This window comes from Streptomyces lunalinharesii, from assembly GCF_039532155.1.
Lineage (GTDB): Bacteria > Actinomycetota > Actinomycetes > Streptomycetales > Streptomycetaceae > Streptomyces > Streptomyces lunalinharesii.
Window position 1 is genome coordinate 115,892 of the sequence record NZ_BAAARK010000007.1, and the last position, 26,492, is coordinate 142,383.

Genomic DNA, 26,492 nt, shown 5'->3' on the forward strand with positions numbered 1-26,492 from the left:
GCCGCCCGGTCGTCGGCACACTGCCTCCATGGACATCACCATCAGGCCCGTCCGCCCGGCGGAGTACGAGGCGGTCGGCGACTTAGTGACCGAGGTGTACCTGGCCGACGGGCTGTTGGCCGGCGGGGCGGACGATCCGTACGCGGCGGTACTGCGGGCGGTGGCGCACCGGGCGGAGCACGCCGAGGTGCTGGTGGCCGCGGGCGGGGCGGACGGGGCGGTGCTGGGGGCGGTGACGTTCGCGCCGCACGGGAGCCCGTACGCGGAGTTGGCCGGGCCCGGGGAGGGCGAGTTCCGGATGCTGGCGGTGCGGGGCGAGGGGCGCGGGCACGGCGTCGGGGCGGCGCTGGTGCGGGCGTGCCTGGCGCGCGCCCGGGAGTCGGGGCTGCGCGCGATGGTGCTGTCGAGCCAGCCGCAGCTGCTGCCGGCGCACCGGCTCTACCGCCGGCTGGGGTTCGCGCGGGCGGCGCAGCGGGACTGGATTCCGGTGCCCGGGGTGACGCTGTGGGCGTTCGCCCGAGAGCTGTGCTGAGGGCCGTGGAACGCCTTCACGACCGCGTTCCGGCGGGGTCCGGGCGGCCCCGCCCTTCGCATACCTGCGGGAATGGTATGCCGGAGCGACACAAGATGTGGGGGTGCATGCGGGGAGCAGCACAAGATGTATGCTCTTCCTCGCTGTCGCCGCAGGGGAATCCGGTGCAAATCCGGGACTGTCCCGCAACGGTGTGAGAGCGCGTTCCACGGCCCGTTCCCAAGGGTTCGGCGGTGCGCTCCCGAGTCCGAGGACCTGCCGACGGCACGTCCGCACCGCCATCGGTGCGGCGTCGATACGTCCGGGCCCCGAGGGATGGGCTGATGGACGCCGCGCGGCCGACCCGCGCACCCCGGTCACCGCGGGGTGTCGCCCTGCCCGCGCGGCTGCCGTCGCACCGCCGTCCCTCCCGGCCCCCGCCGAGTGAGGGAGAGCATCAGGTGACCATCGCGCCAACGGAGCCCGCGTCAGACGCCGAGGTCGTGCAGTCCGCGGTGGCCGCACCTCCCGCGCACGAGGACGGACCGGGCGTCGCCCTGCTGCGGACGCTGACCGAGCTGACCGCCGACCTGACCGCGACCGACCCCGGCAAGGTGGCCGCCGCCGCGCTGCGCGGCCGGCACCCCGGCTCCGACGAAGCGGAACTGCGCGCGCTGGCGACCGAGGCCGCGGCCGGACTGATCGCCGACGAGCCGCAGTACTCCCGGCTCGCGGCGCGCCTGCTCACCCTCGCCATCGCCGAGGAGGCCGCCGGCCAGGGCGCCACCTCCTTCGCGACCTCGATCGCGGTCGGCCACCAGGAGGGCCTGATCGCCGACGTCACCGCGGAGTTCGTGCGCGGCCACGCGGTGCAGCTGGACGCGCTGGTGGACGGGGCCCTGGAGGCCGGCGCCGACGACCGGTTCGGGTACTTCGGGCTGCGCACCCTGCAGTCGCGCTACCTGCTGCGGCACCCCATCACCCGCAAGGTCATCGAGACGCCCCAGCACTTCCTGCTGCGGGTGGCCTGCGGCCTCGCCGAGGACGATTCGCTGCGGGCGCTGGCGGACGTCGCCGAGCTGTACCGGCTGACCAGCACGCTGTCCTACCTGCCGTCCTCCCCCACGCTCTTCAACTCCGGCACCCGGCACCCGCAGATGTCCTCCTGCTACCTGCTGGACTCCCCGCTGGACGAGCTGGACTCCATCTACGACCGCTACCACCAGGTGGCCCGGCTCTCCAAGCACGCCGGTGGGATCGGTCTGTCGTACTCCCGGATCCGTGCCCGCGGTTCGCTGATCCGCGGCACCAACGGGCACTCCAACGGCATCGTGCCGTTCCTGCGCACCCTGGACGCGTCGGTGGCCGCGGTCAACCAGGGCGGCCGCCGCAAGGGCGCGGCCTGCGTCTACCTGGAGACCTGGCACGCCGACATCGAGGAGTTCCTGGAGCTGCGGGACAACACCGGCGAGGAGGCCCGCCGGACCCACAACCTCAACATCGCGCACTGGATCCCGGACGAGTTCATGCGCCGGGTCGAGACGGACGCCGACTGGTCGCTGTTCTCCCCGTCCGACGTGCCCGAGTTCGTCGACCTGTGGGGCGCGGAGTTCGACGCCGCCTACCGGGCCGCGGAGGCCGCGGGCAAGGCCCTCAAGCAGGTGCCCGCCCGGGTGCTGTACTCCCGGATGATGCGCACCCTGGCGCAGACCGGCAACGGCTGGATGACGTTCAAGGACGCCGCCAACCGCACCGCCAACCAGACCGCGGAGCCCGGCCGGGTCGTGCACTCCTCCAACCTGTGCACGGAGATCCTGGAGGTCACCGACGACGGCGAGACCGCGGTCTGCAACCTCGGGTCGGTCAACCTCGCCGCGCACCTGGGCACGGACGGCGAGATGGACTGGGAGCGGCTGGACGCCACCGTCCGCACCGCCGTGACCTTCCTCGACCGGGTCGTGGACATCAACTTCTACCCGACCGAGCAGGCCGCCGCCTCCAACTCCCGCTGGCGGCCGGTCGGTCTGGGCCTGATGGGATTGCAGGACGTCTTCTTCCGGCTCCAGCTGCCGTTCGACTCGGCCGAGGCCCGGGAGCTGTCCACCCGCATCTCCGAGCGGATCATGCTGGCCGCCTACGAGGCGTCCGCCGACCTCGCCGAGCGGCACGGCCCGCACGCGACCTGGTCCGCGACCCGCACGGCCCGCGGCGTGCTGCACCCGGACCACTACCCGAACGCCGAGCCGCGCTGGGCGGACCGTTGGGCGGCGCTGCGCACCCGGATCGCCACGACCGGCATGCGCAACTCGCTCCTGCTGGCCATCGCGCCGACCGCCACCATCGCGTCCATCGCCGGCGTCTACGAGTGCATCGAGCCGCAGGTCTCCAACCTCTTCAAGCGCGAGACGCTGTCCGGCGAGTTCCTCCAGGTCAACACGTACCTGATCGAGGAGCTCAAGGAGTTGGGCCTGTGGGACGCGCGGACCCGGGACGCGCTGCGGGACGCCAACGGCTCCGTCGCGGAGCTGGCCTGGATCCCCGCGGACGTCCGGCACCGCTACCGCACCGCCTGGGAGATCCCCCAGCGCGCCCTGATCGACATGGCCGCGGACCGCACGCCGTTCCTGGACCAGAGCCAGTCGCTCAACCTCTTCATGGCGTCGCCGACCATCGGCAAGCTCAGCTCGATGTACGCGTACGCCTGGAAGCGCGGCATCAAGACCACGTACTACCTGCGCTCCCGGCCGGCGACCCGGATCGCCCAGTCGGCGCGTGCCGCGTCCGTCCCCGCCCAGCTCCCGGTGAGCGACCCCGACGCGGTCGCCTGCTCCCTGGAGAACCCCGAGTCCTGCGAGGCCTGCCAGTAATGTCCACCGCACCCGAGAAGACCACGAACGCCGCCGCGGCCCACACCGCCACCACCGGCGGCACGAAGAACCTCCTGGACCCGGGCTTCGAGCTGACCCTGCGGCCCATGCGCTACCCGGACTTCTACGACCGCTACCGGGACGCGATCAAGAACACCTGGACCGTCGAGGAGGTCGACCTCCACTCCGACGTCACCGACCTCGCCAAGCTGTCCCCGGGCGAGCAGCACCTGATCGGCCGTCTGGTGGCGTTCTTCGCCACCGGCGACTCGATCGTCGCCAACAACCTGGTGCTGACGCTGTACAAGCACATCAACTCCCCCGAGGCGCGGCTGTACCTGAGCCGTCAGCTCTTCGAGGAGGCCGTGCACGTCCAGTTCTACCTGACGCTGCTGGACACCTACCTGCCCGATCCGGACGACCGGGCCGCCGCCTTCGCCGCGGTGGAGAACATCCCGTCCATCCGCGAGAAGGCGGAGTTCTGCTTCCGGTGGATGGACCACGTCGAGAAGCTCGACCAGCTGGAGTCCAAGGCCGACCGCCGCCGCTTCCTGCTGAACCTCATCTGCTTCGCGGCCTGCATCGAGGGCCTGTTCTTCTACGGCGCGTTCGCGTACGTGTACTGGTTCCGGTCGCGCGGCCTGCTGCACGGCCTGGCCACCGGCACCAACTGGGTCTTTCGCGATGAGTCGATGCACATGGAGTTCGCCTTCTCCGTGGTGGACACCGTCCGCGCGGAGGAGCCCGACCTCTTCGACGACGCTCTCCAGCAGCAGGTCACCGACATGCTGACGGAGGCCGTGGAGGCCGAGCTGCAGTTCGCCCGCGACCTGTGCGGCGAGGGCCTGCCGGGGATGAACACCGCGTCGATGCGCGAGTACCTCCAGTGCGTCGCCGACCAGCGGCTGCGCCGGCTGGGCTTCCCCGCCGTCTTCGGTTCGGAGAACCCGTTCTCCTTCATGGAGCTGCAGAACGTCCAGGAGCTGACCAACTTCTTCGAGCGGCGCGCCTCGGCCTACCAGGTCGCCGTCGAGGGCTCGGTCTCGTTCGACGACGACTTCTGATCCCGACCGGCCGTCAGCGTCAACTCCGGCCGCCCGCCCGAATGTGAGCGTTCGATTAGCGGGTGGCCGGAGCGGCAACCGGAGCCCATGCCACCACATCTACCCGGGCATGGAGGTCAGGAAGAGAAGTCGCCGGTACATCGACTACCCCCGCCTGGGCCGCAAGGGGGTGCGCCGCTGGCTGCCGTCGTGGCGCCTGTGGTCGGGCACGTGCACGTTCGTCCTGGCGTGCCTGGGCGGGCTGTTCGCGGTCGTCTACACGAAGATCGACGTCCCCAACGAGAACGCGCTCGCCGGCCGGGAAGGCACCGTCTACTACTGGGCGGACGGCAGCCAGATGGTCACCGTCGGCGCGGTCAACCGGCAGAACGTCAGCCTGGACAAGGTGCCCAAGCACGTCCAGAACGCGGTGATCGCGGCGGAGAACGCCACCTTCTACGAGGACCACGGCGTCTCGCTCACCGGCATCGCCCGGGCCGTGGTGAACATGGTCTCCGGCGGGGACACCCAGGGCGGTTCGACCATCACCCAGCAGTACGTGAAGAACACTTACCTCTCGCCGGACCAGACCGCCACCCGCAAGGTGAAGGAATTCATCATCGCGCTGAAGGTCAACAACCAGAAGTCCAAGTCGGACATCCTGCGGGGCTACCTCAACACCAGCTGGTTCGGCCGCGGTTCGAACGGCATCCAGGCGGCCGCACACGCCTACTACGGCATCGACGCCAAGGACCTCGACCCCAGTCAGGGCGCGCTGCTGGCCGCCGTGCTGAAGGGCTCCGAACAGTACGACCCGGGCCTGAGCAAGGCCAACCACGCCCGGGCGGTGGAGCGTTGGAAGTGGATACTCGACCGGCTCGTCGACACCGGCGCGATGAGCAAGGAGGAACGCGCCCACTACCGCACGTTCCCCGAACCGCGTCCGGTGACCAAACCCACCAGCCAGGCCGGCCAGATCGGCTACCTCGTCGACGTCGCCAACAAGTTCGTGAAGAGCACCACCGGGCTGACCGACAAGGACCTGGCCCGCGGCGGCTACCGCATCCACACCACGTTCGAGAAGCAGCGCACCCGCCGGCTGGAGAAGGCGGTCGACGACGTCCGCACCAAGAGCCTGGACCCGAAGAAGCGCGGCGCGGACAGCTACGTGGAGTTCGGCGCTGCCTCGGTGCGCCCCGGCGACGGCGCGATCGTCGCGCTCTACGGCGGCGCGGACGCCACCCGGCACTTCAGCAACAACGCCGACACCACGGCGGTCCCGGCCGGCTCCGCCTTCAAGCCGTTCGTCCTGGCCACCGCCCTCCAGGAGGAGGCCGAGCGGTACGGCGACGCACCGCGCCCGGCGGACGCCGCCAACCGGTCCGACGCGCTGCTCGGCGCCCTGATGCAGGGCTCGAACGTCCCGTTCGTGCAAGGCGGGAAGCAGCTCGGACTGGAGCGGATCCGGGACCTGGCGCTCAGCCTGGGACTGCGCAAGGAGAGCCTGGCGCAGCTGGAGCAGACCTTCCCGCTGGGCACCTCGGCGCCCAGTGCCGTGCGCCTGGCCAGCGCCTACAGCACGTTCGCCAACGCCGGGCGGCACGCCGAGCCGTACGGCGTCTCGACGATGACCTACCAGGGCAAGGCGGTGGCCGGCTTCGAGCGCGCCGAGCCGCAGCAGGCGGTCACTCCGGAGGTCGCGCAGACGATGACCAACATGCTGGCGGGGCTGGGCTGGCGGACGCTGCCGCCGGGCGCGTCCGGCGAGCAGCCGCCCGCGGTCGCGGCCACCGAGCCCGGTGACCGGATGAAGTCGGCGTGGTTCGTCGCCACCCCGGCGCCGGCCGGCGCCGGCTGGGCCAAGGGGGTGCGCCCCGCGCCGGTCGCCGGTTCCGGCGTCCGCGCCGACCGTGCGTCCGGTGCCGGCGAGGGCGCCGAACCCACCACCGCGATCACGCTGTTCCGCAACAAGCCGGGCGCGCCCCAGCTGCTGCCCCTGAACGGCGTCGGCGGCCCCGACACCGGGCTGGGCACCTCGCTCCCGCCCCGGGTCTGGACCGCCTACCAGGGCGCCGCGTAGGCCCGCGCCGGGCCGGGAGCCCCGCGCCGGCCGCCGCCGTCAGTCGTTGGGGACGACGGGGTAGCGGGGCTCCCGCTCGGCCATCTGCTTCAGCGCGTCCTTGCGGTCCCGCTTGGAGAGCCGGTCGATGTAGAGGTAGCCGTAGAGGTGGTCGGTCTCGTGCTGGAGGCAGCGCGCGAAGTAGCCGGTGCCCTCGACCACGATCGGCTCGCCCTTGACGTTCTGGCCGCGGACCACCGCGTAGTCGGGGCGGGGCAGCTCGGCGTACGCGCCGGGGACGGACAGGCAGCCCTCGTTGGAGTCGTCCAGCACCCGACGGCCGGCGGGCAGCTCGTCCAGGACGGGGTTGCAGACGTGGCCGACGTGCCGGACGCCCTCGTCGTCCGGGCAGTCGTAGACGAAGACCTTGCGGTCCACGCCGATCTGGTTGGCAGCCAGGCCCACGCCCTCGGCGGCGCGCTGGCTGGCGAACATGTCGTCGATCAGCTGCGCCAGCTCGTCGTCGAACTCCGTGACGTCCTTGCACTCCTTGTGGAGGACCGGGTTGCCGACCACGGTGATGGGACGCGAGGTGCCGCGCTCCCGGTGGGCCGCCTCGCGCTCCTTGGCGTCCGTGACGTCGTCGACGAACGCGACGCTCTCCTGCTGATCACTGTCCTGCTGGGCCATCTCCGCCGTACGCCTTCCTGCAAAACCCTCGGGGAACGCCCTACAGCCTACGGGGACGCGGTCGCCCGCTCAGCAGACCTCTTCAAGATCGCGCCATTCCCGGGTGTCCGGGCTGTCCGCGACCCAGCCGTCCAGCAGGCCGCGCACCAGGGCCGCCGGCGCCGCGATGCCGCACTCGCGCTCGGGGGCCCACAGCGAGCCGGAGCCGGCGGTGCGGTGGCCCAGCGGCCCGGGGTGGCCCGGTTCGCTGTGGTCGTGCGGGTCCAGGTGCTCGCCGTCGCCGTCGTCGCTGGGCATCCGGCTCTCGGAACAGGTGCGGCACAGCAGCCGCACCGACGACGACCAGTCCTCGGCGGCGAAGCCGGCGTCGGCCGCCAGCTGCTCCAGGGCGTCCCGGTCGGACTCGGTGGCGGCCTCCAGCAGCACCACCCAGGTGGGCACCGGGGAGGGCGCCCACAGCTCGATCTCGTCGAAGACCGGGAACGTGCGGGTGTCGCCGTCGGCGGTGGTGGTGGTCCGCTCGCCGTGCGGGACGCCGTCGTGCAGCACCACCTCGCCCCAGCGCCGCCCGGAGGACGGCAGCGGGATGGAGAGCACCTCGATGCGGGCCGGGTCCAGCCGGCGGCCCCAGACCACCTCGGCCTCGCCCTCGGGCGAGAGCCGGACCGCGGCGCTGCCCAGCGCCATCCCCCGCGGCTCACCGGTCGGCGAGCCCTCGCCGGGGACCTTCAGTCCGTACGCCTGCCAGGCGCGACGGGCCAGCGGCCAGTCCTGGAGGGCGGTGGCGGCGATGCCCACGTTCCACCAGTCGGGCGCCCCGGTCTCGCGGTCCAGCAGCGCCACGGCGCGCAGGCCGGCGGCCCGGGCCTGCTCCCAGTCGTGCCGGAACTTGTGCAGCAGTGCGAGGTTGAACCAGGACTCCGACAGCCAGGGCTCCATGTCCGCCGCGCGGGTCAGCAGCGCCCCCGCGTCCTCGTAACGGCCGTCGCCGATCAGCGTGAAAGCGCGGTCGGTCGCCTGCCGCCACGAGGCGGAGGGCCGGTGCCGTACCTTGCCGAAGATCCTCACGATTCCCGCCTGCTGGTTGCTCTTGTGCCGCTCCGGAGGGATCCCGGGCGGTTCCCCGGGGCCTTCTGGGGGCCCACTCGACAACCTGCCACAGATTGCCGTCGGGCTCACCCCCGTGCGGCTCATGCCCTGCGCCGCCCCCCTGAACCCCCCTTCGAGGGGCTCCCTTCGCATCCAACCATGCCCATCTCGCAGGGCGCTCATTACCCATGGGTTCCCCGACGGTGGACGGGCCTGGAACACTGTGCGACGGGGGTGCACGGGGCCTCGACGAGAGCGCGCGGACCGGCTCCGCGCCCCGGCGCACACCGTGTACGAGCCCCGTGGCGCCCGGGCTCAACCCGCCCGGCCGCCGCGCGCCAGGACCCGGGCGAGCGCCTCGACCACCCCCGGTTCGTGGTCCCGGGCGGTGGCCAGCCGCAGCCGTTCCAGCGCGCGCAGCCGCCCGGCGGGCCCCGTGGCGCCGGCCACCAGGTCGTCGTAGGCGTTGACGGTGCGGACGATACGGGCGGTGACCGGCTGCTCCCGGTACGGATCGGCCTGCCGCTCGACGATCACCGCGACCGCCGGCGGGGCACCGGTCTGCCGGGCCACCGCGCCGCCCAGCAGCGCGATCCGGCGCTGCTCGGCGGGCGGCAGCGGGGCGGTGGCGCCGTCCGGCACCGGGTCGACGAGCGAGAGCTGGCCGATGTCGTGCATCAGGGCGGCGTGCTCCAGTACGTCCAAGTCCGGCCCGCCGAGCCCGAGTTCCCGCCCCACCGCGCGGCTGAGCCCGGCCACCCGGCGGGCGTGGCCGGGCGGCGTGCAGCCGGCGATCTCGGTGGCGCGGGCCAGCGAGGCGATGGTCTGGCGGTAGGTGGCGCGGACAGCCGCGTACCGGCGGAAGGCGAGCTGGGTCAGCAGCAGCGGCAGGCAGAACACCGGCAGCGCCCACAGGCCGGCGACCGCCACGGCCAGCGCGATGACCACGCCGGTGGCGCAGATCGCGGTGCCGATGCCGGGCAGCGCCCGCAACGCGTCCCGCAGCAGCGGCCCGTACGGCCACCCCGTACGGGCCCGGGCCAGTGCGGCGGCCAGCACCGCGTCGCAGAGCGCGGTCAGCGCCAGCAGCACGGCCAGGAAGAGCGGGCGGACGGGACCGACCGCGGCCCAGGCCGGCAACGTCCCGGCGGCGTGCAGGGGTTGGCAGCAGGTGGCGGCGAACCCGACGGACAGCACCCGGCGGGCGAGCGGGTCCAGCACCGGCCCGCCGCCGCGCGCCAGGTAGGGGACGAGCCCCACCAACCCGGCCGCCACCACCACCGCCAGGGTCTGTGCCACCCCGTGCCCGGCCGGCCACCCGTCCGCGTCGCCGAGCAGCGCGTAGCCGAGCGCCCCGGCCGCACCGAGCGGGGCGCCCTCCCGCAGGCCCGGGCGGGCGGGGGCGCGGCGCACCGCCTCGCCCGCCGCGATCAGCGCCCCGAAGGCGAGTGCGGTGCGCGGCGCGGTGACGCCCTGCCACAGGGTGTGGCCCAGGCCCCAGCAGGCCAGTGCGGCGGCCGGGCCGTGCACCCAGGTGGCGGCGCGGCGTCTCATCGGGCGGCGCCGTGGTCGGCGCCCGACCGGTGGGCCCGGACCGGGGGGACGGGGCCGTTGCCCGCCGGTGCCGGATCGGCCGCCCGGGCCTCCCCCGCGGTCACCTGCTCCGGCCGCCAGCCGTGCTTGTCGAGGGCGGCGGCCAGCGCGCGGACCATCCGCGGGTCGAACTGCGTCCCGGCGCACCGCCGGAGTTCGGCGAGGGCGACCGGCACCGGGCGGGCCCGTCGGTAGGAACGGGTGGAGGTCATCGCGTCGAAGGCGTCGGCGACGGCCACCATCCGTGCGCACTCCGGAATCTGATGCCCCATCAGGCCGTAGGGGTAACCGCTGCCGTCGACCCGTTCGTGGTGGTGCAGGATCGCGGCCCGCGCCTCGCCCAGGAACCCGATGCCGCGGACGATCTCGTGCCCGTACTCGGGGTGCAGCTCGATGATCCGGCGCTCCTCCGGGGTCAGCGGCCCCTCCTTGCGCAACACCCGGGTGGGGACGCCGAGTTTGCCCACGTCGTGCAGGATGCCGGCGAACCGCAGCACCTCCAGCCGGTCCTCGGCCATGCCCAGTTCCCGGGCGATCAGCACCGACGCCCGGCCGACCCGCTCGCTGTGCCCGCGGGTGTAGCGGTCCTTGATGTCGACGGCCTGGACGAGGGCCCGGACGGTGGCCTGGTGGGCGGCGCGCTCCCGCTGGTACTGCGCGAACGCCCAGCAGGACAGGTGCACCGGCAACAGCACCAGCAGCGCCGCGGGCGGCCCGTAGACGCTGTGCCAGAGCACCGCCATCATCAGCCCGGTCAGCCCGTGGACGAGGTGGGTCACCGGCAACCGCGCCGCCGGGCCGCGCCACGCGGTGCGCAGCGGGTGCCGCTCGGCGAGGGCCAGCACGCCGCCGCCGAGCGCGGTGAGCACGACGCAGAAGGCGGCCGCGGCGGCCAGCGCGGGCGGCAGCAGCTCGGGGAAGGGGGCCGCGGCCGGTGCGGCGGGGCCGACGGCCCGGAAGACCCGGGCCGCCGTCCAGGCGGCGAGGGCGAGTTCGGCGGTGCGCCAGAGGCGGCGGGCGATCGGCCAGGGGCGGACGCCCGGCCCGAGCAGGGCGCCGGGCACGGCGACCAGCGCCGCCAACGGCGCCGGCAGCAGGAAGGCTCCGGCGAGCACGACGGGCGTGGCCCAGCCCGGAGGAAACGTTCCGGGCGGCGCATCGGAGCCGGCGGCGTGCCGCGCCGGGCCCTGGGTCAACGGGCAGCGGCGGATCCGTTCGCACAGGCCGTGCAGGACGCCCAGGGCCAGGGCGTCGGCCCAGGGGGCGGCGGCGCCGAGCCGTACCGCGGGGGCCGCGCAGAGCGCCGCGGCCAGGGCGGCGCAACCGATGTACACCCGCGCGGCCGCTGGGAGTTCCCGCATCGCGTCCTCCTCACCCTGCCCGACGCACCCCGCCGTCACGGCGGACGACCGCACGCCGCGGGGGTCCGGCGAGAATAGAGGGGTGGTGGTGCCCGAGGAGGCGCATCAACGGATCGAAGGGGGCGGATCGCCCGGCCCCTCACTCCCAGGGGTGAGGGGGGCGCACGCCCGTTCGGCGCGCGGGCGTGCCGGCGGCACGAGGGCGGTCCGACGCGGGACCACACGCGCACGCGGCAGCGTCTTCCGGGGGCCGAAGTGACCGGGGTACCGAAGTGACCGGGGGCACCAGAGTGACCGGGATCGCCGGGCTACCCGGAGGCGCCCGGGCCTGCGGGGGCGACCGGGTCTATTCGGCGCGTGCGGCGCTGTCGGCCGCGTCGGCCTGCGGCGGTGCGCCGGCGGCGCCCCGGGCGTCCGCCGCGCGCTCCCGCTGGGCCTGTTCGTGCCGGGCCTGGTCCAGGACGCTCACCTCGGGCACGGCCTCCCCGGCCCGGATCAACTCGATCCGGCCCATGACCTTGGACCGCAGGTCGGTGGGGACGTCGTCGTGCCCGCAGCAGCGCTTGACGAGCTTCTTGACGGCCTGCTCCAGCCCGTACTTCTCCAGGCACGGCGAGCACTCGTCGAGGTGGACCTGGAATTCGGCGCACTCCCCGGCCGGCATCTCCCGGTCGAGGTACTCGTAAAGGTGGTCAAGGACCTCTGAGCAGTCCTTCTCGTGCGGCTCTCCGCAGCTCATGATCCCGAGCCTTTCCGGTCGTGCGACTCCGGCGACGGCGCGGACTCCGTCCGGGCGGCCGCCCCCGCCGGAACCAGCCCGCGCTCGCGGGCGTAGTCCTCCAGCATGCCGCGCAGTTGGCGCCGGCCGCGGTGGAGACGGGACATCACCGTGCCGATGGGTGTCCCCATGATGTCCGCGATCTCCTTGTACGCAAAGCCCTCGACGTCCGCGAGGTAGACGGCGATCCGGAATTCCTCGGGGATCGCCTGCAACGCGGCCTTCACGTCCGAGTCGGGAAGGTGGTCCAACGCCTGCGACTCGGCGGAGCGCAGACCCGTCGACATGTGGGACTCGGCGCGCGCGAGCTGCCAGTCCTCGATCTCGTCGGCGGCGCTGCGCTGCGGCTCACGCTGCTTCTTGCGGTACGAGTTGATGAACGTGTTGGTGAGGATGCGGTACAGCCACGCCTTGAGGTTGGTGCCCTCCCGGAACTGGTGGAAGGACGCGTACGCCTTGGCGTACGTCTCCTGCACCAGGTCCTCCGCGTCGGCCGGGTTGCGCGTCATGCGCAGGGCCGCGGAGTACATCTGGTCGAGGAAGGTGAGGGCGTCCCGCTCGAAGCGCGCGTTGCGCTCGGCGTCGCTCTCCGTCCGGCCCGCGGACTGCTCCGCAGCCGGGCCGTCGGTCCCCTCGTCGGTTCCGGTGACCGGACCCACCTCCTCCAACACCGTGGCGGTTCCCGTGGCTGCCGGCGCCACGGGCCCTCTCGATTCGGAGAATAGACGACGATCCGGTGCCACCGCCGCTCCAACCAGGGCTGACTGCGTCGTCTGCATCGGCGGCCACTGCAGGTCGGCGGCCGGTCGGGCCGGGCAAGCGATTCCCATGCGGCGGACTCCCATTCCTCGTGCGCGCTGGCTGTGCTCCATTGCCTACGCATGGCACAACAGCGGCACCGGGCCAGATCATTCCCGCCCGGACCGACCGGATCTCCGCCGGTCGTGGCAGGGCGGGCCGGGGGCCGTGCGACGCGGTGCGGCGCCCCGGCCGGGGGCCGTCAGCCGAACATCCGGTCCAGCCACGCCACCGCCGCGTCGGTGAGCACCGCCATCGACTCCGCCTCGCTCACCCCCGCCGACTTCGGCACCGCGAAACCGTGGTCGCCGTGGGCCACCTCGGTGAGCGCGGTGCCCGCCGGGAACTCCGCCGGGCGCCCGAACGGGTCCCGTCCGCCCTGGACCACCAGCGTCGGCACGCCGGCGCCGGTCAGCTCCTCGGCCCGGGACTTCTCCGGCTTGCCCGGCGGGTGCAGCGGGAAGCTCAGCGCCAGCACGGCGTGGGCGCCCAGCGCGCGGGCCGTCCGGCAGGCCACCCGCGCGCCGGCGCTGCGACCGCCGGCGACCACCGGCAGGCCGGGCTTCTCCAGCGCCGGCCAGAGCGCGGTCCACCCGACGTCCAGGGTCTTCGGGGCGGGCGCCACCTTCTTGCCGGCCACCCGCCACGGCTGCTCGACCAGCGCCACGGTGTAGCCGCGGCCCGGCAGCGCCGCCGCCAGGGCGCGCAGGTCACGGGCCTCGATGCCGCCGCCCGCGCCGTGGCTGACGGCGACCACCGCCCGGGCCGGCTCGGCGTCGCGGTACCAGGAGATCCGGGCGTCGCCCGCCGGCGTCGCGACCGTCTCGCTCTCGTTCGCCCTCGTCCTCATGGGCCCATCCTGCCCGCGGAGCGCCGAGGAGGGCACCGCGGCCCGCCCGACCCGCCACGTCGGTCCTCAGAACAGGGTGCCGACTTCCGGCCCGTCGAGTTCGGTGACCAGCTCCGGTCCGTTGTTGCGGACGTTGCTGACGTCGGTCGGCACCGGGAAGGCCCGCATCAGTCCGGGCGGCGGCGGGGTCAGCAGCGCGCGGAGTTCGTCGGGGTCGCTGCGGCCCGGGTCGAGCCAGGCGTCCCAGCGGTCCGGGGGCAGCACCAGCGGCATCCGCGGGTGGATCTCGGCGAGGGTCTGCGGGCCCTCGCCGTCCGCGGCGCCGGCCAGCGCGGTGGTCTCGGCCTCGGTGGTGAGGACCGTGCAGGTCACCCACCAGGCCAGCGGGTGGTCGGCGGGCAGCGTGCGGTCGCGCCAGAACTCGTAGAGCCCGGCCATCGCCATCACCGAGCCGTCCGCGGGCGTCACGAAGTACGGCTGCTTGCGGGGGCGCTTCTTGCGGCCCTGCTCCTCCAGCTGCCGCTCGGTGGCGCCGGTGACCCACTCGAAGTAGCCGTCCCCGGGGATCAGGCAGCGGCGGGCGGCGAACGCCTGCCTGAACGACGGCTTCTCGTGCACCGTCTCCGACCGGGCGTTGATCATCCGTGCGGCGCCCTCGGGTGATTTCGCCCACGCCGGGACCAGGCCCCACTTGAGCGTCCGCAGCTGGCGCACCGGGCCGGGCGGGAAGCCGGCGGCCGCCTCGCCCTTCAGGGGACGTTCCAGCACCACCTGCACGTTGTCCGTCGGGGCGACGTTCCAACTGGACGCCAACGTCTCCGTGGGTTGCCACTGCTGGACGCCGAAGGTTCCCACCAGTTCCTCGGCCTGCCGGCTCGCTGCATACCTACCGCACATGCGTGCCACACTGCCATGCCACACGAAGGGGAGACATGGACACCCACCACATCACCGACGTCTGGGAGCAGGTCTTCACGGCCCAGCCCGGCCCCTCGCTCTGGCTGGTGATCGTCACCGGCGTGCTGGCCCTGGGCGCCGTCGTCCCGCGCACCGCCTGGCGCCTGGCACGGAACGCCGTGACCATCGCCCACGAGGGCGGACACGGGCTGATCGCCCTGCTCACCGGTCGCCGACTGGACGGGATCCGGCTGCACTCGGACACGTCGGGGCTGACCGTCTCGCGCGGCAAACCGCACGGTCTGGGCATGGTCCTGACCGCCGCCGCCGGCTACCTGGCCCCGTCGCTGCTGGGCCTGGCCGGTGCCGCGCTGCTGGCCGCCGGGCACACCACGGCCCTGTTGTGGGGGGCCACCGCGCTGCTGCTGGCGATGCTGGTGATGATCCGCAACGCGTACGGCGTGCTCACCGTCGTGCTGGCGGGCGGCACCTTCCTGCTGGTGTCCTGGCTGACCGCGCCCGAGGTGCAGGCGGGCTTCGCGTACGCGGTGGTGTGGTTCCTGCTGCTGGGCGGGGTGCGGCCGCCGTTCGAGCTCCAGGGGAAGCGGCGGCGCGGCGGCGCCGTGGACTCCGACCCCGACCAGTTGGCCCGGCTCACGCACGTCCCGGCGGCCGTCTGGCTCGGCTTCTTCCACGTGGTGACGGTGTGCTCCCTGCTCGGCGGCGGGCGCTGGCTGCTCGGCATATGAAGGAGGAGCGGATGTCCGTACCGTTGGCATCCGGTAACCCACATTCCGTATGTCGCTGTCGCCCCTGTTGCCCCAGAGGCGCCTGCTGCCTGCGGTTGCACCACGAGAGCCGTGTTTCGTACAGGTTGCGCCGCTTTTGATCAAGATCGGAACCCTTGTCCAGCCATTAAAGTAAGGGCATGACCGAGAGCCCCGCCCTCCCTGCCCTGTGGCCCGCCCCCGTCGCTCCCGGGGCGGTCGATGCGACCGTCACCGTGCCCGGCTCCAAATCGGTCACGAACCGCGGCCTGGTCCTGGCCGCCCTCTCGTCCGAGCCCGGCTGGCTGCGCCGCCCGCTGCGTTCGCGCGACACCCTGCTGATGGCCGAGGCGCTGCGCGCCCTGGGCGTCGGCATCGAGGAGACCGCGTCGTCCAGCTCCGCCGGCACCTCCGGCGGCGAGGCGTGGCGCATCATCCCGGCCGGCCTGCACGGCCCGGCCACCGTCACCGTCGGCAACGCCGGCACCGTGATGCGCTTCCTCCCGCCGGTCGCCACGCTCGCCGACGGCCCCATCCGCTTCGACGGCGACCCGCGCTCCTACGAGCGCCCGCTGGGCGGCGTCATCAACGCGCTGCGCGCCCTGGGCGCCCGGATCGACGACGACAACCGCGGCGCGCTGCCGATGACGGTGTTCGGCGGCGGCGCCCTGGAGGGCGGCGCGGTGGAGATCGACGCCTCCTCGTCCTCCCAGTTCGTCAGCGCCCTGCTGCTGTCCGCGCCGCGCTTCAACCAGGGCGTCGAGGTCCGGCACGTCGGCGCGGCGCTGCCCTCGATGCCGCACATCCGGATGACGGTCGACATGCTGCGCAGCGTCGGCGCCCAGGTGGACACCCCGGAGGCGGGCGGCGAGCCGAACGTCTGGCGGGTCACCCCCGGCGCCCTGCTCGGCCGCGACTTGGTCGTCGAGCCGGACCTCTCCAACGCCCAGCCGTTCCTGGCCGCGGCGCTGGTCACCGGCGGCCGGGTGACCATCCCGGACTGGCCCGAGCACACCACCCAGCCCGGCGACGCGCTGCGGGAGATCTTCACCGCCATGGGCGGCTCCTGCGAGCTGACCGACCGGGGCCTGACCTTCACCGGCAGCGGTCGCATCCAGGGCATCGACGCCGACCTGAGCGAGGTCGGCGAGCTGACCCCGGGCATCGCCGCGGTCGCCGCGCTCGCCGACTCGCCGTCCACCCTGCGCGGCGTCGCGCACCTGCGGCTGCACGAGACCGACCGCCTGGCCGCGCTCACCAAGGAGCTCAACGAACTCGGCGGCGACGTCACCGAGACCGCCGACGGGCTGCACATCCGCCCCCGGCCGCTGCACGGCGGGATCTTCCACACCTACGAGGACCACCGCCTGGCCACCGCCGCCGCGATCATCGGCCTGGCCGTCGAGGGCGTGGAGGTGGAGAACGTCGCCACCACCGCCAAGACCCTGCCCGACTTCCCCGCGCTGTGGACCGAGATGCTCGATCCGACGTCCCCCGCCGGGCGGAGAGCCTGAGGGCCGCCGCACCATGCGCCGCTACGGAAAGAACCCCGACGAGGACGACGTCCGCGTCCGCCCCAACCGCAAGGGCAACCGCCCGCGGACGAACATCCGCCCCAAGCACGAGGACGCCCGCGAGGGCCTGGTCCTGACCGTCGACCGGGGTCGGCTGACCTGCCTGATCGACGACCGCAAGGTCACCGCCATGAAGGCCCGCGAACTGGGCCGCAAGAGCGCGGTGGTCGGTGACCGGGTCTCCGTGGTCGGCGACCTCAGCGGCGCCAAGGACACCTTGGCCCGGATAGTGCGGGTGGAGCCGCGCAGCTCCACGCTGCGCCGCACGGCCGACGACGACGACCCGTTCGAGCGGGTGGTGGTCGCCAACGCCGACCAGCTCGCCATCGTCACCGCGCTGGCCGACCCCGAGCCCCGGCCCCGGCTGATCGACCGCTGTCTGGTCGCGGCCTACGACGCCGGGCTGGACCCGCTGCTGGTGCTGACCAAGTCGGACCTGGCCCCACCGGACGCGCTGCTGGAGTCCTACGGCGCGCTCGGCGTCCCGTACGTCGTCACCAACCGCGACGAACTGGCCGACGGCGCCGCCGCCGCGCGGGTCCGGGAGCAGCTCACCGGCCGGATGACGGCGTTCGTGGGGCACTCCGGGGTGGGCAAGACCACGCTGGTCAACGCCCTGGTGCCGGAACGCCGCCGGGCCACCGGGCACGTCAACGCGGTGACCGGTCGTGGCCGGCACACCACCACCTCGGCGCTGGCGCTGCCGCTGCCCGGCGACACCGGCTGGGTGATCGACACCCCGGGCGTCCGGTCCTTCGGGCTGGCGCACGTCGACCCGTCCCGGGTCATCCACGCCTTCCCGGACCTGGCGTCCGGCACGGCGGAGTGCCCCCGGGCGTGCAGCCACGACGAGCCGGACTGCGGGCTGGACGCGTGGGTGGCCGGGGGGCACGCCGAGCCGGCGCGCCTGTATTCCCTGCGCCGGCTGCTGTCCACCCGCGAGCGACGCGAGGGCGACTGATCGCCGCAAACCCCTGCCACCCGTCCGGGGCACGGGCATAATCGCCCTCACGGCAGTACCGGTCCGATGCGGTCCCCACCGGTCGGAAGTGGTCACCTGGCTGAAGCGGTCACCGAGCTGACGGAGGCAATGCGATATGGCGTGGCTGCTGGTCGTGGTGGCGGGGGTGCTGGAGACCGGCTTCGCGGTCTGCCTCAAGCTCTCGCACGGCTTCACCCGCCTCTACCCGACCATCGCCTTCGCGGTCTTCGCACTCGGCAGCTTCGGCCTGCTGACGCTGGCGCTGCGCAAGCTCGACGTGGGCCCGGCGTACGCCGTCTGGACCGGCATCGGGGCCGCCGGCACCGCGATCTACGGCATGGTCTTCCTCGGCGACCTGGTCTCCACGTTGAAGATCGTCTCCATCTCCCTGGTCATCGTCGGGGTGGTCGGGCTCCAGCTGTCCGGCTCGGCGCACTGACGCCCGCCGGGGCGCCCGGCTCAACCGGTGAGCCCGGCGAACGCGCCCCGGACGAGCCGGGAGACCGCCGCGCTCTCCGCCTCCGCCGCCGGCCGCGTCCGCTGCCGCGGCACCGCCGCCCGCACGTCGGCCGGCCACCGCACGGGCTCCGGCTCCCGCTCCGGGCCGGCCGGGGCGATCACGCAGGACAGCGTCAGCCGGGCCGCGGTCTCGCACGCGGCGTCCAGGGCCGGCAGCTGCTCCCGGGGCCGGCCGGGCGCCAGCGCCGCCACCGCCCGCTCGCGGAACCGGCCGACGAGTTCCGTCGGCCCCGTCTGCCCGACCGGCAACCGATCGCCCCAACAGCCCGTCAGCGCCGCCCTGACCAGCGGGTTGGCGCGAGCGGTGCGCAGCGTCCAGGTGGCCGCCGCGGTCATCCGGGCGGCCGCGTCGGCCGTCGGCCCGGGCCCGCCGGCGTCGCCGCGGGCCAGCTCCCGTTCCACCCCGGCCAGATAGGTCTCGGTCTCCCGGCGGACGAGGGCCCGGGCCAGCCCGTCCTTGCTGCCGAAGGCGTTGTAGAGCGTCTGCCGGGACACCCCGGCCGCAGCCGCCACGTCCACCATCCGGACGTCCGCCCAGGCCCGGACGAGCAGCGCCGTGTAGGCGGCGTCCAGGAGTGCCTCGCGCGCCGAGGGCATCCGCCACCTCCCTGGCTCGGCCCGAACCGCGGGACACGCACAGAATTGACGTACCGTCAGGGGCTGTCAAGACCTGCCGCGGGCCGGTCCGGCCGCCATCGGCGGGCAGACCACCCGGGAGCGCGGCATGGCCATGTGGATCCCGCGTATACCTGTGGATACTGTTCGCACATGCCCGACTATCACGATGATCTTCGCCTGGCACACGTCCTGGCGGACGCCGCGGACGCCGCGACCATGGAGCGGTTCAAGGCCCTCGACCTCAAGGTCGAGACCAAACCGGACATGACCCCGGTCAGCGAGGCGGACAAATCCGCCGAGGAGCTGATCCGCGGCCAGCTCCAGCGCGCCCGGCCGCGTGACGCGGTGCTCGGGGAGGAGTTCGGCAGCGAGGGCTCGGGGCCGCGCCGCTGGGTCATCGACCCGATCGACGGCACCAAGAACTACGTCCGCGGCGTGCCGGTCTGGGCCACCCTGATCGCCCTGATGGAGCGCGGCGAGGGCGGCGACCGCCCGGTGGTCGGGCTGGTCTCGGCGCCGGCGCTGAACCGCCGCTGGTGGGCCGCGGAGGGGCTGGGCGCGTACAGCGGCCGCAGCCTCACCTCGGCGTCCCGGCTGCACACCTCCGAGGTCGGCCGCATCCAGGACGCGTCCTTCGCGTACGCCTCGCTGACCGGCTGGGAGGAGCGCGACAAGCTGCCCCGGTTCCTCGACCTGTCCCGGGACTGCTGGCGCACGCGGGCCTACGGCGACTTCTGGCCGTACATGATGGTCGCCGAGGGGACGGTGGACATCTGCGCGGAGCCCGAGCTGTCGCTGTGGGACATGGCGGCCTGTGCGGTGATCGTCCAGGAGGCCGGCGGCCAGTTCACCGGCCTGGACGGCCGGCCGGGTCCGCACAGCGGCAACGCGGCGGCCTCCAACGGCCTGCTGCACGAGGAGCTGCTGTCGTACCTCGGCGACGACCGGGGCTGAGCCACCGCCGCGGAATCGAATTTCGCCCGAAAAACCACCACTGACCTGCACAGGGGCAGATGTTCGGACTGACGTCCAACATCTGCCCCTTGTCGCGCGCCCGAGAGCATGTGAACATGAGAATCCCCCACTTTGTGAACTTGTGAATCGCTTCGCATGTTCACTTCCCCCAAGGAGGTGGCTCTTCTCCATGCCCATGCTCGTCAAAGACGCCATGAGCACGGTGGTCCTCACCATCGGGCCGGCTCACACCCTCCGCCAGGCGGCGCGGCTGATGGCGGCCCGCCGCATCGGCGCGGCCGTCGTCTTCGACAAGGACACCTACGGCGTCGGCATCCTCACCGAGCGCGACATCCTCAATTCCCTCGGCGCGGGCGAGGACCCCGACCGGGAGACCGCACAGGGCCACACCACGTCCGACGTGGTCTTCGCCGCCCCCGACTGGACCCTGGACGACGCGGCGGACGCCATGGTCCGCGGCGGCTTCCGCCACCTCGTCGTCCTCGACGACCTCGAACCGGTCGGCATCGTCTCGGTCCGCGACATCATCCGTTGCTGGTCCGACGTCTCCGAACGGACGCCCGCGGCGGCCTGAGCGAGGGTCCGGCGCACCCCGGCGCGGCACCCCCGCGCCCGGGCGCGCGAGCAGGCGGGTGCACGGCCGACCGCCGGGCACCCGCCCCGCACCGCCGTTGTCCGCCCCGCGGCAGCACGAAGAGGCCGGAGCCCCATGGCATCCGGCCTCTTCGGCCTGTACGGCAAGCGACGGTCGGTCGCCCTGCGACGGGCCGCCGCCACGGGGGCGGCGGCCCGACCGCACGGGACCGCTAGCCGCGCAGGGCCTGGACCGCGGCCTCCAGCCGCTTGCCGTAGTCCGCGTCCGCCTTGCGGAAGTTCTCGATCGCGCGCTGCGCGATGTCGTCGCGGGACACCTTGGCGATGAAGCCCGCCAGGTTGTTGATCAGCCGCTCCCGCTCCGCCTCCGACATCAGGCGGTAGAGGTTGCCGGCCTGCACGAAGTCGTCGTCCTCGGCGTGCGAGGGCGCCGCGCTCTCGCCGGTCCCGCCGGACACCGCCAGCGGCTGCCACAGCGGCCGACCGGTCTGGGCGGGGCCGCCGAAGCTGTTCGGCTCGTAGTTCTTCTGACCGCCGTGGCGGCCGTCGTAGAGCGCGCCGTCGCGGCCGTGGCTGCGCGCCTCGGTGGCGTGCGGACGGTTCACCGGCAGGTGGTCGGCGTTGATGCCGACGCGGTAGCGGTGGGCGTCGCCGTACGCGAAGAGGCGGCCCTGGAGCATCTTGTCGGGGGACGGACCGATGCCCGGCACGAAGTGGTGCGGGGAGAAGATCGACTGCTCGACCTCGGCGAAGATGTTCTCCGGGTTGCGGTTGAGCTCCAGCGTGCCGATCTCGATCGGCGGGTAGTCCTCGTGCGGCCAGACCTTGGTCAGGTCGAACGGGTTGAAGCGGTAGCTGGCCGCGTCGGCCGCCGGCATGATCTGCACCTGGACGGTCCAGGTCGGGAACTCGCCGCGCTCGATGGACTCGCGCAGGTCGCGCTGGTGGCTGTCCGGGTCCTCACCGGCGAGCTTGTTGGCCTCGCCCTGGGTGAGGTTCTTGATGCCCTGGTCGGTCTTGAAGTGGTACTTGACCCAGAAGACCTCGCCCGCCTCGTTGTTCCACTGGAAGGTGTGCGAGCCGTAGCCGTTCAGGTGGCGGTAGGTGGCCGGTATGCCGCGGTCACCGAAGAGCCAGGTCACCTGGTGGGTGGCCTCGGGCGACAGGCCCCAGAAGTCCCAGACGTTGTCCGCCTCCTGGGAGCCGGTGTACGGGTCGCGCTTCTGGGTGTGGATGAAGTCGGGGAACTTGATGGCGTCCTTGATGAAGAACACCGGGGTGTTGTTGCCGACGAGGTCGTAGTTGCCCTCCTCGGTGTAGAACTTCAACGCGAAGCCGCGCGGGTCGCGCACCGCGTCGGCCGCACCGAGGTTGCCGGCCACCGTCGAGAAGCGCAGGAACGTCTCGGTCTGCTTGCCGATCTCCGAGAGGAACTTCGCCCGGGTGTACTGCGTCACGTCCGCGGTGACCGTGAAGGTGCCGTACGCACCGGCGCCGCGGGCGTGGACGATGCGCTCCGGGATGCGCTCGCGGTTGAAGTGCGCGAGCTTCTCGAACAGGAGCTGGTCCTGGATCAGACCGGGGCCGCCGACACCGGCCGTCTCGCTGTTCTGGTTGTCCGCGACCGGAGCTCCGGTCTCTGTGGTCAGCGGTCCGGTGGGGGTCTCTACCGACACGTGCGCCTCCTGAAGTCTTCGTACACCTGCCCTTGGCTTGCGCCGTAACCGATCCTACATTGGACAATGTCTAAGTCAAGAAGTACCCGAAAGTCGTACTCGATCCGGTGATGGACCACCGCTGCTACCCTGGTGTCTATCTGACTGATAGGTGATTGGCATGAGTGACCTGCTCGAACGACTCCGGGGACGCGGCTGGCGGCTGACCGCACAGCGCCGCGTCGTCGCCGAGGTCCTGAACGGGGACCACGTCCACTACACCGCCGACGAAGTGCACGCCAAGGCGTCCGAGCGCCTCCCCGAGATCTCCCGCGCCACGGTCTACAACACCCTCGGCGAGCTGGTCTCGCTCGGCGAGGTCATCGAGGTGAGCACCGACGGCCGCGCCAAGCGCTACGACCCCAACGCCCACCACGACCACCAGCACCTCGTCTGCGCGCGCTGCGGCACGATCCGCGACGTGCACCTGCACGGCGACCCGCTCTCCGCACTCCCCATGCCGGAGCGCTACGGCTTCGAGGTCTCCGAGGTCACCGTGACCTACCGGGGCATCTGCCCCAACTGCAGCACCACGTCCTGACCGCGGCCCGGCCCCCGTCCGGGCCGCACCCCAGGCCACCGCCCCACAGCAGCGCACCCGGCCCGGCTCGTGAGCGTCGAGCCGCGCCCGGCACCCCCCTCGGGACCCGCCCCGCATCCCCTTCCGGCCCGTCCGGCCTCCCCATGCGCCTCCGGCACCCCATGGGCCTCGTGCGCCCCCAGCGCACCGCCGGACGGCAGCCCCCTCCGCGGGCGGCACACCCGGACCCGGTCGACGAACCCCCGCCGCCCGCCGGCCGCGAACGGGCCTCCGACCAGCACCCGAGCCCCGTTCCGCCCACTCCACGGCCGGCCCCCCGCTCGCCCCGCCCCCGCCGCCCCGCCCCGCACGCCCCTTGCCCAGATCTGACGACCCGTCATATCGTCGGCGCGCCGCGCTTTTCGGCCATCGGGACCGCCCGCGTCCCGGGCCGCCCGGGAGCGCCCGGCCGGCGCCCCGACGGCACGTTGTCCGCACTCCGCAAGGAGCACCTCGTGGGAGAGCCGCACCCGTCCCCCGCCCCTACGCCCCCGCCGACCACCTCCGCCGACCTCACTCCATCCGCACCACCCACCCCAACCACCTCTCACGGGCCCCTCAGATCGCCCACCTCACCCGCATCCACCACACCGTCCGCCGCAACCGCTCCCCCGGCCCTCCGGGCTCGCGCGCTGGCGCGGACGTTCGGGCGGGGCGGTCGGGCGCTGGCCGCGCTCGGGCCGGTGGACGTGGAGATCGCGCCCGGCGAGTTCGTCTGCGTCGTGGGGCCGTCCGGATGCGGGAAGTCGACCCTGCTGCGGATCGCCGCGGGTCTCCTGCGGCCCAGCGCGGGCGAGTTGGAGCTGCGGACCGGCTCCGACCGCCCGACCGCGATGATCTTCCAGGACTACGGCATCTACGACTGGAAGACCGTCCTGGCCAACGTCCGCTTCGGGCTCGACGTCCAGCGCGTGCCCCGCAAGGAAGCCGACCGCCGGGCCCGGTCCTGGCTGGCCCGCATGGGGCTCGCCGACTTCGCGACCGCCTATCCAGCCGCCCTCTCCGGCGGCATGCGCCAGCGCGTGGCCATCGCCCGGGCACTCGCCGTGGAACCGGAGATCCTGCTGATGGACGAGCCGTTCGCGGCCCTGGACGCCCAGCTGCGGACCATCCTCCAGGACGAGCTGCTCGCCCTCACCCAGACCACCCGCACCACCACCCTCTTCATCACCCACAGCCTCGAAGAGGCCCTGGTCCTCGGCGACCGGGTCCTGGTGATGTCCGCCCGACCCGGCCGGATCATCGCCGAACGCCGACCGCCGTTCACCCGCCCGCGCACCCCAGAGGTGCGCGCCGCCCCCGAATTCGCCGCGCTGAAGGCCGAGTTGTGGGAGCTGCTGCGCGGCGAGGTGGCCGGCCGGACCACCGCCGAACCCGAGGGGGCCGTCCCCGCATGACCACCGCCCTCGACAAGGACGGACCCGCCGCCGACCGCCTCCTGGTCCGCCGCCCCGGCCCCCAGGAACTCAGGCCGGAACGCGCCCACCGCCGCCGACGCACCCTCGAACTCACCCTCGCGGTCGCCGTCCCGGTGCTGCTGGTCCTCGTATGGCAACTGGCCGCCGCCCGGTCCTGGATCGACGCCCGGGTCTACCCCGCGCCCTCCACGATCCTGGCCGACGGCTGGCACCGGGCCCTGGCCGGCGAGCTGTGGCCGGACGTCCGCGCGACGCTCCAGCGCGTCCTGGCCGGCTACGCCGCCGGAACCGTCAGCGGCTATCTGCTGGGCCTGCTGATGGGCTCCCTGTCGCTGGTGCGCGCCGCCCTGGAGCCGCTCCTGGACGCCCTCTACGTCGTCCCCAAGTTGGCCCTGCTGCCGATCTTCCTCAACATGTTCGGGCTCGGCGAGGGCCCGCAGGTCGCCCTGGTGGCGGCCACCGTCTTCTTCTTCGTCTGGATCTCCACGATGGCCGCGGTGCTCGCGGTGCCGGCCGGCCACCGGGACGCCGGCCGGGTCTTCGGCGCCAGCCGCTGGCAGATGTTCCGGCACGTGCTGCTGCCCGCGTCGCTGCCCGCCGTCCTCGTGGGCGCACGGATCGCCGCCGGCGTGGCCGTCCTGGTGATCGTCGCCTCGGAACAGATCGCCGCGGCCGACGGACTCGGCCACTTGATCTTCGACTCGCGGGCGCTGTTCCAGAACGACGTGATGTTCGTCGGCATCGTCTGCGTGGCCGTGCTCGGCGTGCTCTTCTCCGAACTGGTGCGGCTGGCCGGGCGGTTCCTCACCCCCTGGGCGCCCCGCGACCGCGGCCGGACGCAGAACTGAAGCCGCCCCGCACCCCGCGCCTACCGTCCCCGGGCACCCCCAGGCCCCCGAACCCCCGGAACACCGGCCCGTACGGAGGTCCCATGCACACCCGCATCCGCCCCCGACCGCCCCTCGCCGTCGCCGTCCTGATCGCCGCGCTCGCCCTCAGTGCGGGCTGCGCCGCCGGTCCGGTCGCCACCGCCCCCGCCAAGCCGCGCGCCATCAAGGCGGTACCGGGCTGCGGCGCCGGCTCCTGGACCGACCCCGCCGACCTCTCGCCCGGCCGCGCCCCGGCCCGTTGCGCCAAGGGGACGCCGGCGCCCGCGCCGCTCGGCAAGCGCCGCACCCTCACCGTCGCCACCGGCACCCTGAGCGCCGAGTACGTCGCGCCGCTGCGACTCGCCCTGGCCAAGGGCGAGTTCCGCAAGGAGGGCTTGGACGTCCGGTTGAAGGTGCTGCCGACCCCGGACGCGCTGCCCCTCCTGGCCAAGGGCGACGTGGACGTCCTGTGGGCGGCCCCGGAGGCCGCCGTGGTCAACGGCGTCAACGGCGGCTTCGACATCCGTTGGGTGGCCGGGAACTTCTCCCCCGGCCCGAAGTCCCGGAGCGGCCTGTGGGTCCGGCTCAAGAACGGGCAGGACCCGTCCTCGGTGCCCCTGAAGGGCGCGACGCTGGGCACCATGATCGGCAAGGGCTCGGTGATCATGTACCCGATGGACCGGGCCTTCGCCGCCCACGGCGCCGCCCTGGATTCCGTCACCTTCCAGCAACTCGGCTCGGCCGACGTCCTCACCGCCCTGACCGGCGGCGGCGTCGACTCCGCCTGGCTGCTGGACCCGGTGTGGCGCCAGGTGGACGGCAACAAGCAGTACGCCTTCCTCGGCGGCCAGCCGCAGGGCGAGCCGCTCGGCGGCGCCCTCTACGGCCCCAACCTGCTCCAGCAGGACCCGGACGCCGGCGTCGCCTTCCTCCGCGCCTACCTCCGCACCGTCAACACCTACTTCGCCGGCGACTACAAGGCGGACCGGTCCTTCGTCGCGGAACTGGCCGGGCTGCTGAAGGTCGATCCGAAGATCCTCGCGTCGGTGCCCCCGCTCCGGATGGACTGGGAGATCAGGAAGGGCACCACCGACCGGCTCCAGAGGGCCTACCGTGACGCCGGCGTCACCAAGGGTGCACCGCTGCCGGAGGCCAAGCTCGTCGACCGCGACCTATACGCGGAGGCCGTCGGACACCGCCCGTAGCCGACGTCCCGAACACACCGAAGGCCCGGATCCTCAAGGGATCCGGGCCTTCGGTTTCAGTAGCGGGGACAGGATTTGAACCTGCGACCTCTGGGTTATGAGCCCAGCGAGCTACCGAGCTGCTCCACCCCGCGCCGTTG

The 26,492-nt window shown here is 73.3% G+C and carries 24 protein-coding genes, 1 tRNA gene and 1 riboswitch; of the genes, 14 read left to right on the forward strand and 11 right to left on the reverse strand.

The window, feature by feature from the left end:
* The first annotated feature begins 28 nt into the window (after nucleotides 1–28).
* The 4 genes from ABD385_RS13795 (at nucleotide 29) to ABD385_RS13810 (ending at nucleotide 6,501) form a co-directional block, all read left to right on the forward strand.
* On the forward strand, nucleotides 29–532 hold the full coding sequence (locus ABD385_RS13795) for a GNAT family N-acetyltransferase (RefSeq protein WP_344575681.1): 504 nt from the start codon (nucleotides 29–31) through the stop codon (nucleotides 530–532).
* Nucleotides 533–656: 124 nt separating this feature from the next.
* Nucleotides 657–809: riboswitch (cobalamin riboswitch) on the forward strand.
* A gap of 163 nt (nucleotides 810–972) precedes the next feature.
* Nucleotides 973–3,378, forward strand: coding sequence for a ribonucleoside-diphosphate reductase subunit alpha (locus ABD385_RS13800; protein WP_344575478.1), 2,406 nt, complete (start codon nucleotides 973–975; stop codon nucleotides 3,376–3,378).
* Complete coding sequence (locus ABD385_RS13805) at nucleotides 3,378–4,442, forward strand: ribonucleotide-diphosphate reductase subunit beta (RefSeq protein ID WP_344575479.1); 1,065 nt, start codon at nucleotides 3,378–3,380, stop codon at nucleotides 4,440–4,442. Before ABD385_RS13800 ends, ABD385_RS13805 begins: the two co-directional genes overlap by 1 nt.
* A 109-nt stretch (nucleotides 4,443–4,551) precedes the next feature.
* Nucleotides 4,552–6,501 (forward strand): transglycosylase domain-containing protein, encoded by a 1,950-nt coding sequence (locus ABD385_RS13810; RefSeq protein WP_344575480.1) that lies wholly within the window; start codon nucleotides 4,552–4,554, stop codon nucleotides 6,499–6,501.
* A gap of 39 nt (nucleotides 6,502–6,540) precedes the next feature.
* Here ABD385_RS13810 and def read toward each other — a convergent pair whose 3' ends face one another.
* The 8 genes from def to ABD385_RS13850 all read right to left on the reverse strand — a co-directional run bounded on the left by def (nucleotide 6,541) and on the right by ABD385_RS13850 (nucleotide 14,536).
* Complete coding sequence (gene def, locus ABD385_RS13815) at nucleotides 6,541–7,170, reverse strand: peptide deformylase (RefSeq protein WP_344575481.1); 630 nt, start codon at nucleotides 7,168–7,170, stop codon at nucleotides 6,541–6,543.
* A gap of 69 nt (nucleotides 7,171–7,239) precedes the next feature.
* Complete coding sequence (locus tag ABD385_RS13820) at nucleotides 7,240–8,238, reverse strand: tetratricopeptide repeat protein (RefSeq protein WP_344575482.1); 999 nt, start codon at nucleotides 8,236–8,238, stop codon at nucleotides 7,240–7,242.
* A gap of 336 nt (nucleotides 8,239–8,574) precedes the next feature.
* Entirely contained in the window at nucleotides 8,575–9,813 is a 1,239-nt protein-coding gene (locus ABD385_RS13825; RefSeq protein WP_344575483.1) for an HD-GYP domain-containing protein, read from the reverse strand.
* Nucleotides 9,810–11,213, reverse strand: a complete 1,404-nt coding sequence (locus ABD385_RS13830) for an HD-GYP domain-containing protein (protein ID WP_344575484.1) — start codon at nucleotides 11,211–11,213, stop codon at nucleotides 9,810–9,812. Before ABD385_RS13830 ends, ABD385_RS13825 begins: the two co-directional genes overlap by 4 nt.
* Before the next feature lie 346 nt (nucleotides 11,214–11,559).
* Nucleotides 11,560–11,952 carry a mycothiol system anti-sigma-R factor gene (rsrA, locus tag ABD385_RS13835; RefSeq protein ID WP_344575485.1) on the reverse strand — a complete coding sequence of 131 codons (393 nt, stop codon included), beginning with the start codon at nucleotides 11,950–11,952 and terminating at the stop codon, nucleotides 11,560–11,562.
* A complete protein-coding gene (locus ABD385_RS13840; protein ID WP_344575683.1) occupies nucleotides 11,949–12,650 on the reverse strand; it encodes a sigma-70 family RNA polymerase sigma factor in 702 nt (233 codons plus the stop codon). Before ABD385_RS13840 ends, rsrA begins: the two co-directional genes overlap by 4 nt.
* Nucleotides 12,651–12,991: 341 nt before the next feature.
* Nucleotides 12,992–13,639, reverse strand: coding sequence for an alpha/beta hydrolase family protein (locus ABD385_RS13845; protein WP_344575486.1), 648 nt, complete (start codon nucleotides 13,637–13,639; stop codon nucleotides 12,992–12,994).
* A 66-nt stretch (nucleotides 13,640–13,705) separates the two neighbouring features.
* Nucleotides 13,706–14,536: an SOS response-associated peptidase gene (locus tag ABD385_RS13850; protein ID WP_344575487.1), complete on the reverse strand. Its 831-nt coding sequence runs from the start codon at nucleotides 14,534–14,536 to the stop codon at nucleotides 13,706–13,708.
* Between the two features lie 35 nt (nucleotides 14,537–14,571).
* Here ABD385_RS13850 and ABD385_RS13855 point away from each other — a divergent pair, with 35 nt between their 5' ends.
* The 4 genes from ABD385_RS13855 to ABD385_RS13870 all read left to right on the forward strand — a co-directional run bounded on the left by ABD385_RS13855 (nucleotide 14,572) and on the right by ABD385_RS13870 (nucleotide 18,298).
* Complete coding sequence (locus tag ABD385_RS13855; RefSeq protein ID WP_344575488.1) at nucleotides 14,572–15,285, forward strand: M50 family metallopeptidase; 714 nt, start codon at nucleotides 14,572–14,574, stop codon at nucleotides 15,283–15,285.
* 179 nt (nucleotides 15,286–15,464) lie between these two features.
* A complete protein-coding gene (aroA, locus tag ABD385_RS13860) occupies nucleotides 15,465–16,817 on the forward strand; it encodes a 3-phosphoshikimate 1-carboxyvinyltransferase (RefSeq protein ID WP_344575489.1) in 1,353 nt (450 codons plus the stop codon).
* 13 nt (nucleotides 16,818–16,830) lie between these two features.
* Nucleotides 16,831–17,838, forward strand: coding sequence for a ribosome small subunit-dependent GTPase A (gene rsgA / locus ABD385_RS13865; RefSeq protein WP_344575490.1), 1,008 nt, complete (start codon nucleotides 16,831–16,833; stop codon nucleotides 17,836–17,838).
* A 136-nt stretch (nucleotides 17,839–17,974) separates the two neighbouring features.
* Entirely contained in the window at nucleotides 17,975–18,298 is a 324-nt protein-coding gene (locus ABD385_RS13870; protein WP_344575491.1) for a DMT family transporter, read from the forward strand.
* A gap of 20 nt (nucleotides 18,299–18,318) precedes the next feature.
* On the opposite strand, the gene ABD385_RS13875 is transcribed toward ABD385_RS13870, so the two are convergent.
* Nucleotides 18,319–18,975, reverse strand: coding sequence for a TetR/AcrR family transcriptional regulator (locus ABD385_RS13875; protein WP_344575492.1), 657 nt, complete (start codon nucleotides 18,973–18,975; stop codon nucleotides 18,319–18,321).
* Nucleotides 18,976–19,146: 171 nt separating this feature from the next.
* Between ABD385_RS13875 and hisN the strand changes: the two genes are divergently transcribed.
* Both hisN and ABD385_RS13885 read left to right on the forward strand, forming a co-directional pair.
* Nucleotides 19,147–19,950 (forward strand): histidinol-phosphatase, encoded by an 804-nt coding sequence (gene hisN, locus ABD385_RS13880; RefSeq protein ID WP_344575493.1) that lies wholly within the window; start codon nucleotides 19,147–19,149, stop codon nucleotides 19,948–19,950.
* Nucleotides 19,951–20,146: 196 nt separating this feature from the next.
* Complete coding sequence (locus tag ABD385_RS13885; RefSeq protein WP_344575684.1) at nucleotides 20,147–20,545, forward strand: CBS domain-containing protein; 399 nt, start codon at nucleotides 20,147–20,149, stop codon at nucleotides 20,543–20,545.
* A 232-nt stretch (nucleotides 20,546–20,777) separates the two neighbouring features.
* On the opposite strand, the gene ABD385_RS13890 is transcribed toward ABD385_RS13885, so the two are convergent.
* Nucleotides 20,778–22,241 carry a catalase gene (locus ABD385_RS13890; RefSeq protein ID WP_344575494.1) on the reverse strand — a complete coding sequence of 488 codons (1,464 nt, stop codon included), beginning with the start codon at nucleotides 22,239–22,241 and terminating at the stop codon, nucleotides 20,778–20,780.
* A 160-nt stretch (nucleotides 22,242–22,401) separates the two neighbouring features.
* Between ABD385_RS13890 and ABD385_RS13895 the strand changes: the two genes are divergently transcribed.
* The 4 genes from ABD385_RS13895 to ABD385_RS13910 all read left to right on the forward strand — a co-directional run bounded on the left by ABD385_RS13895 (nucleotide 22,402) and on the right by ABD385_RS13910 (nucleotide 26,352).
* Nucleotides 22,402–22,821, forward strand: coding sequence for a Fur family transcriptional regulator (locus tag ABD385_RS13895; RefSeq protein WP_344575495.1), 420 nt, complete (start codon nucleotides 22,402–22,404; stop codon nucleotides 22,819–22,821).
* 671 nt (nucleotides 22,822–23,492) lie between these two features.
* On the forward strand, nucleotides 23,493–24,257 hold the full coding sequence (locus ABD385_RS13900) for an ABC transporter ATP-binding protein (protein WP_344575686.1): 765 nt from the start codon (nucleotides 23,493–23,495) through the stop codon (nucleotides 24,255–24,257).
* Nucleotides 24,254–25,126, forward strand: a complete 873-nt coding sequence (locus ABD385_RS13905) for an ABC transporter permease (RefSeq protein WP_344575496.1) — start codon at nucleotides 24,254–24,256, stop codon at nucleotides 25,124–25,126. Before ABD385_RS13900 ends, ABD385_RS13905 begins: the two co-directional genes overlap by 4 nt.
* A gap of 83 nt (nucleotides 25,127–25,209) precedes the next feature.
* Nucleotides 25,210–26,352, forward strand: coding sequence for an ABC transporter substrate-binding protein (locus ABD385_RS13910; RefSeq protein ID WP_344575497.1), 1,143 nt, complete (start codon nucleotides 25,210–25,212; stop codon nucleotides 26,350–26,352).
* 60 nt (nucleotides 26,353–26,412) lie between these two features.
* Here ABD385_RS13910 and ABD385_RS13915 read toward each other — a convergent pair.
* A tRNA-Met gene (locus tag ABD385_RS13915) sits at nucleotides 26,413–26,486 on the reverse strand.
* Between the last annotated feature and the right edge of the window lie 6 nt (nucleotides 26,487–26,492).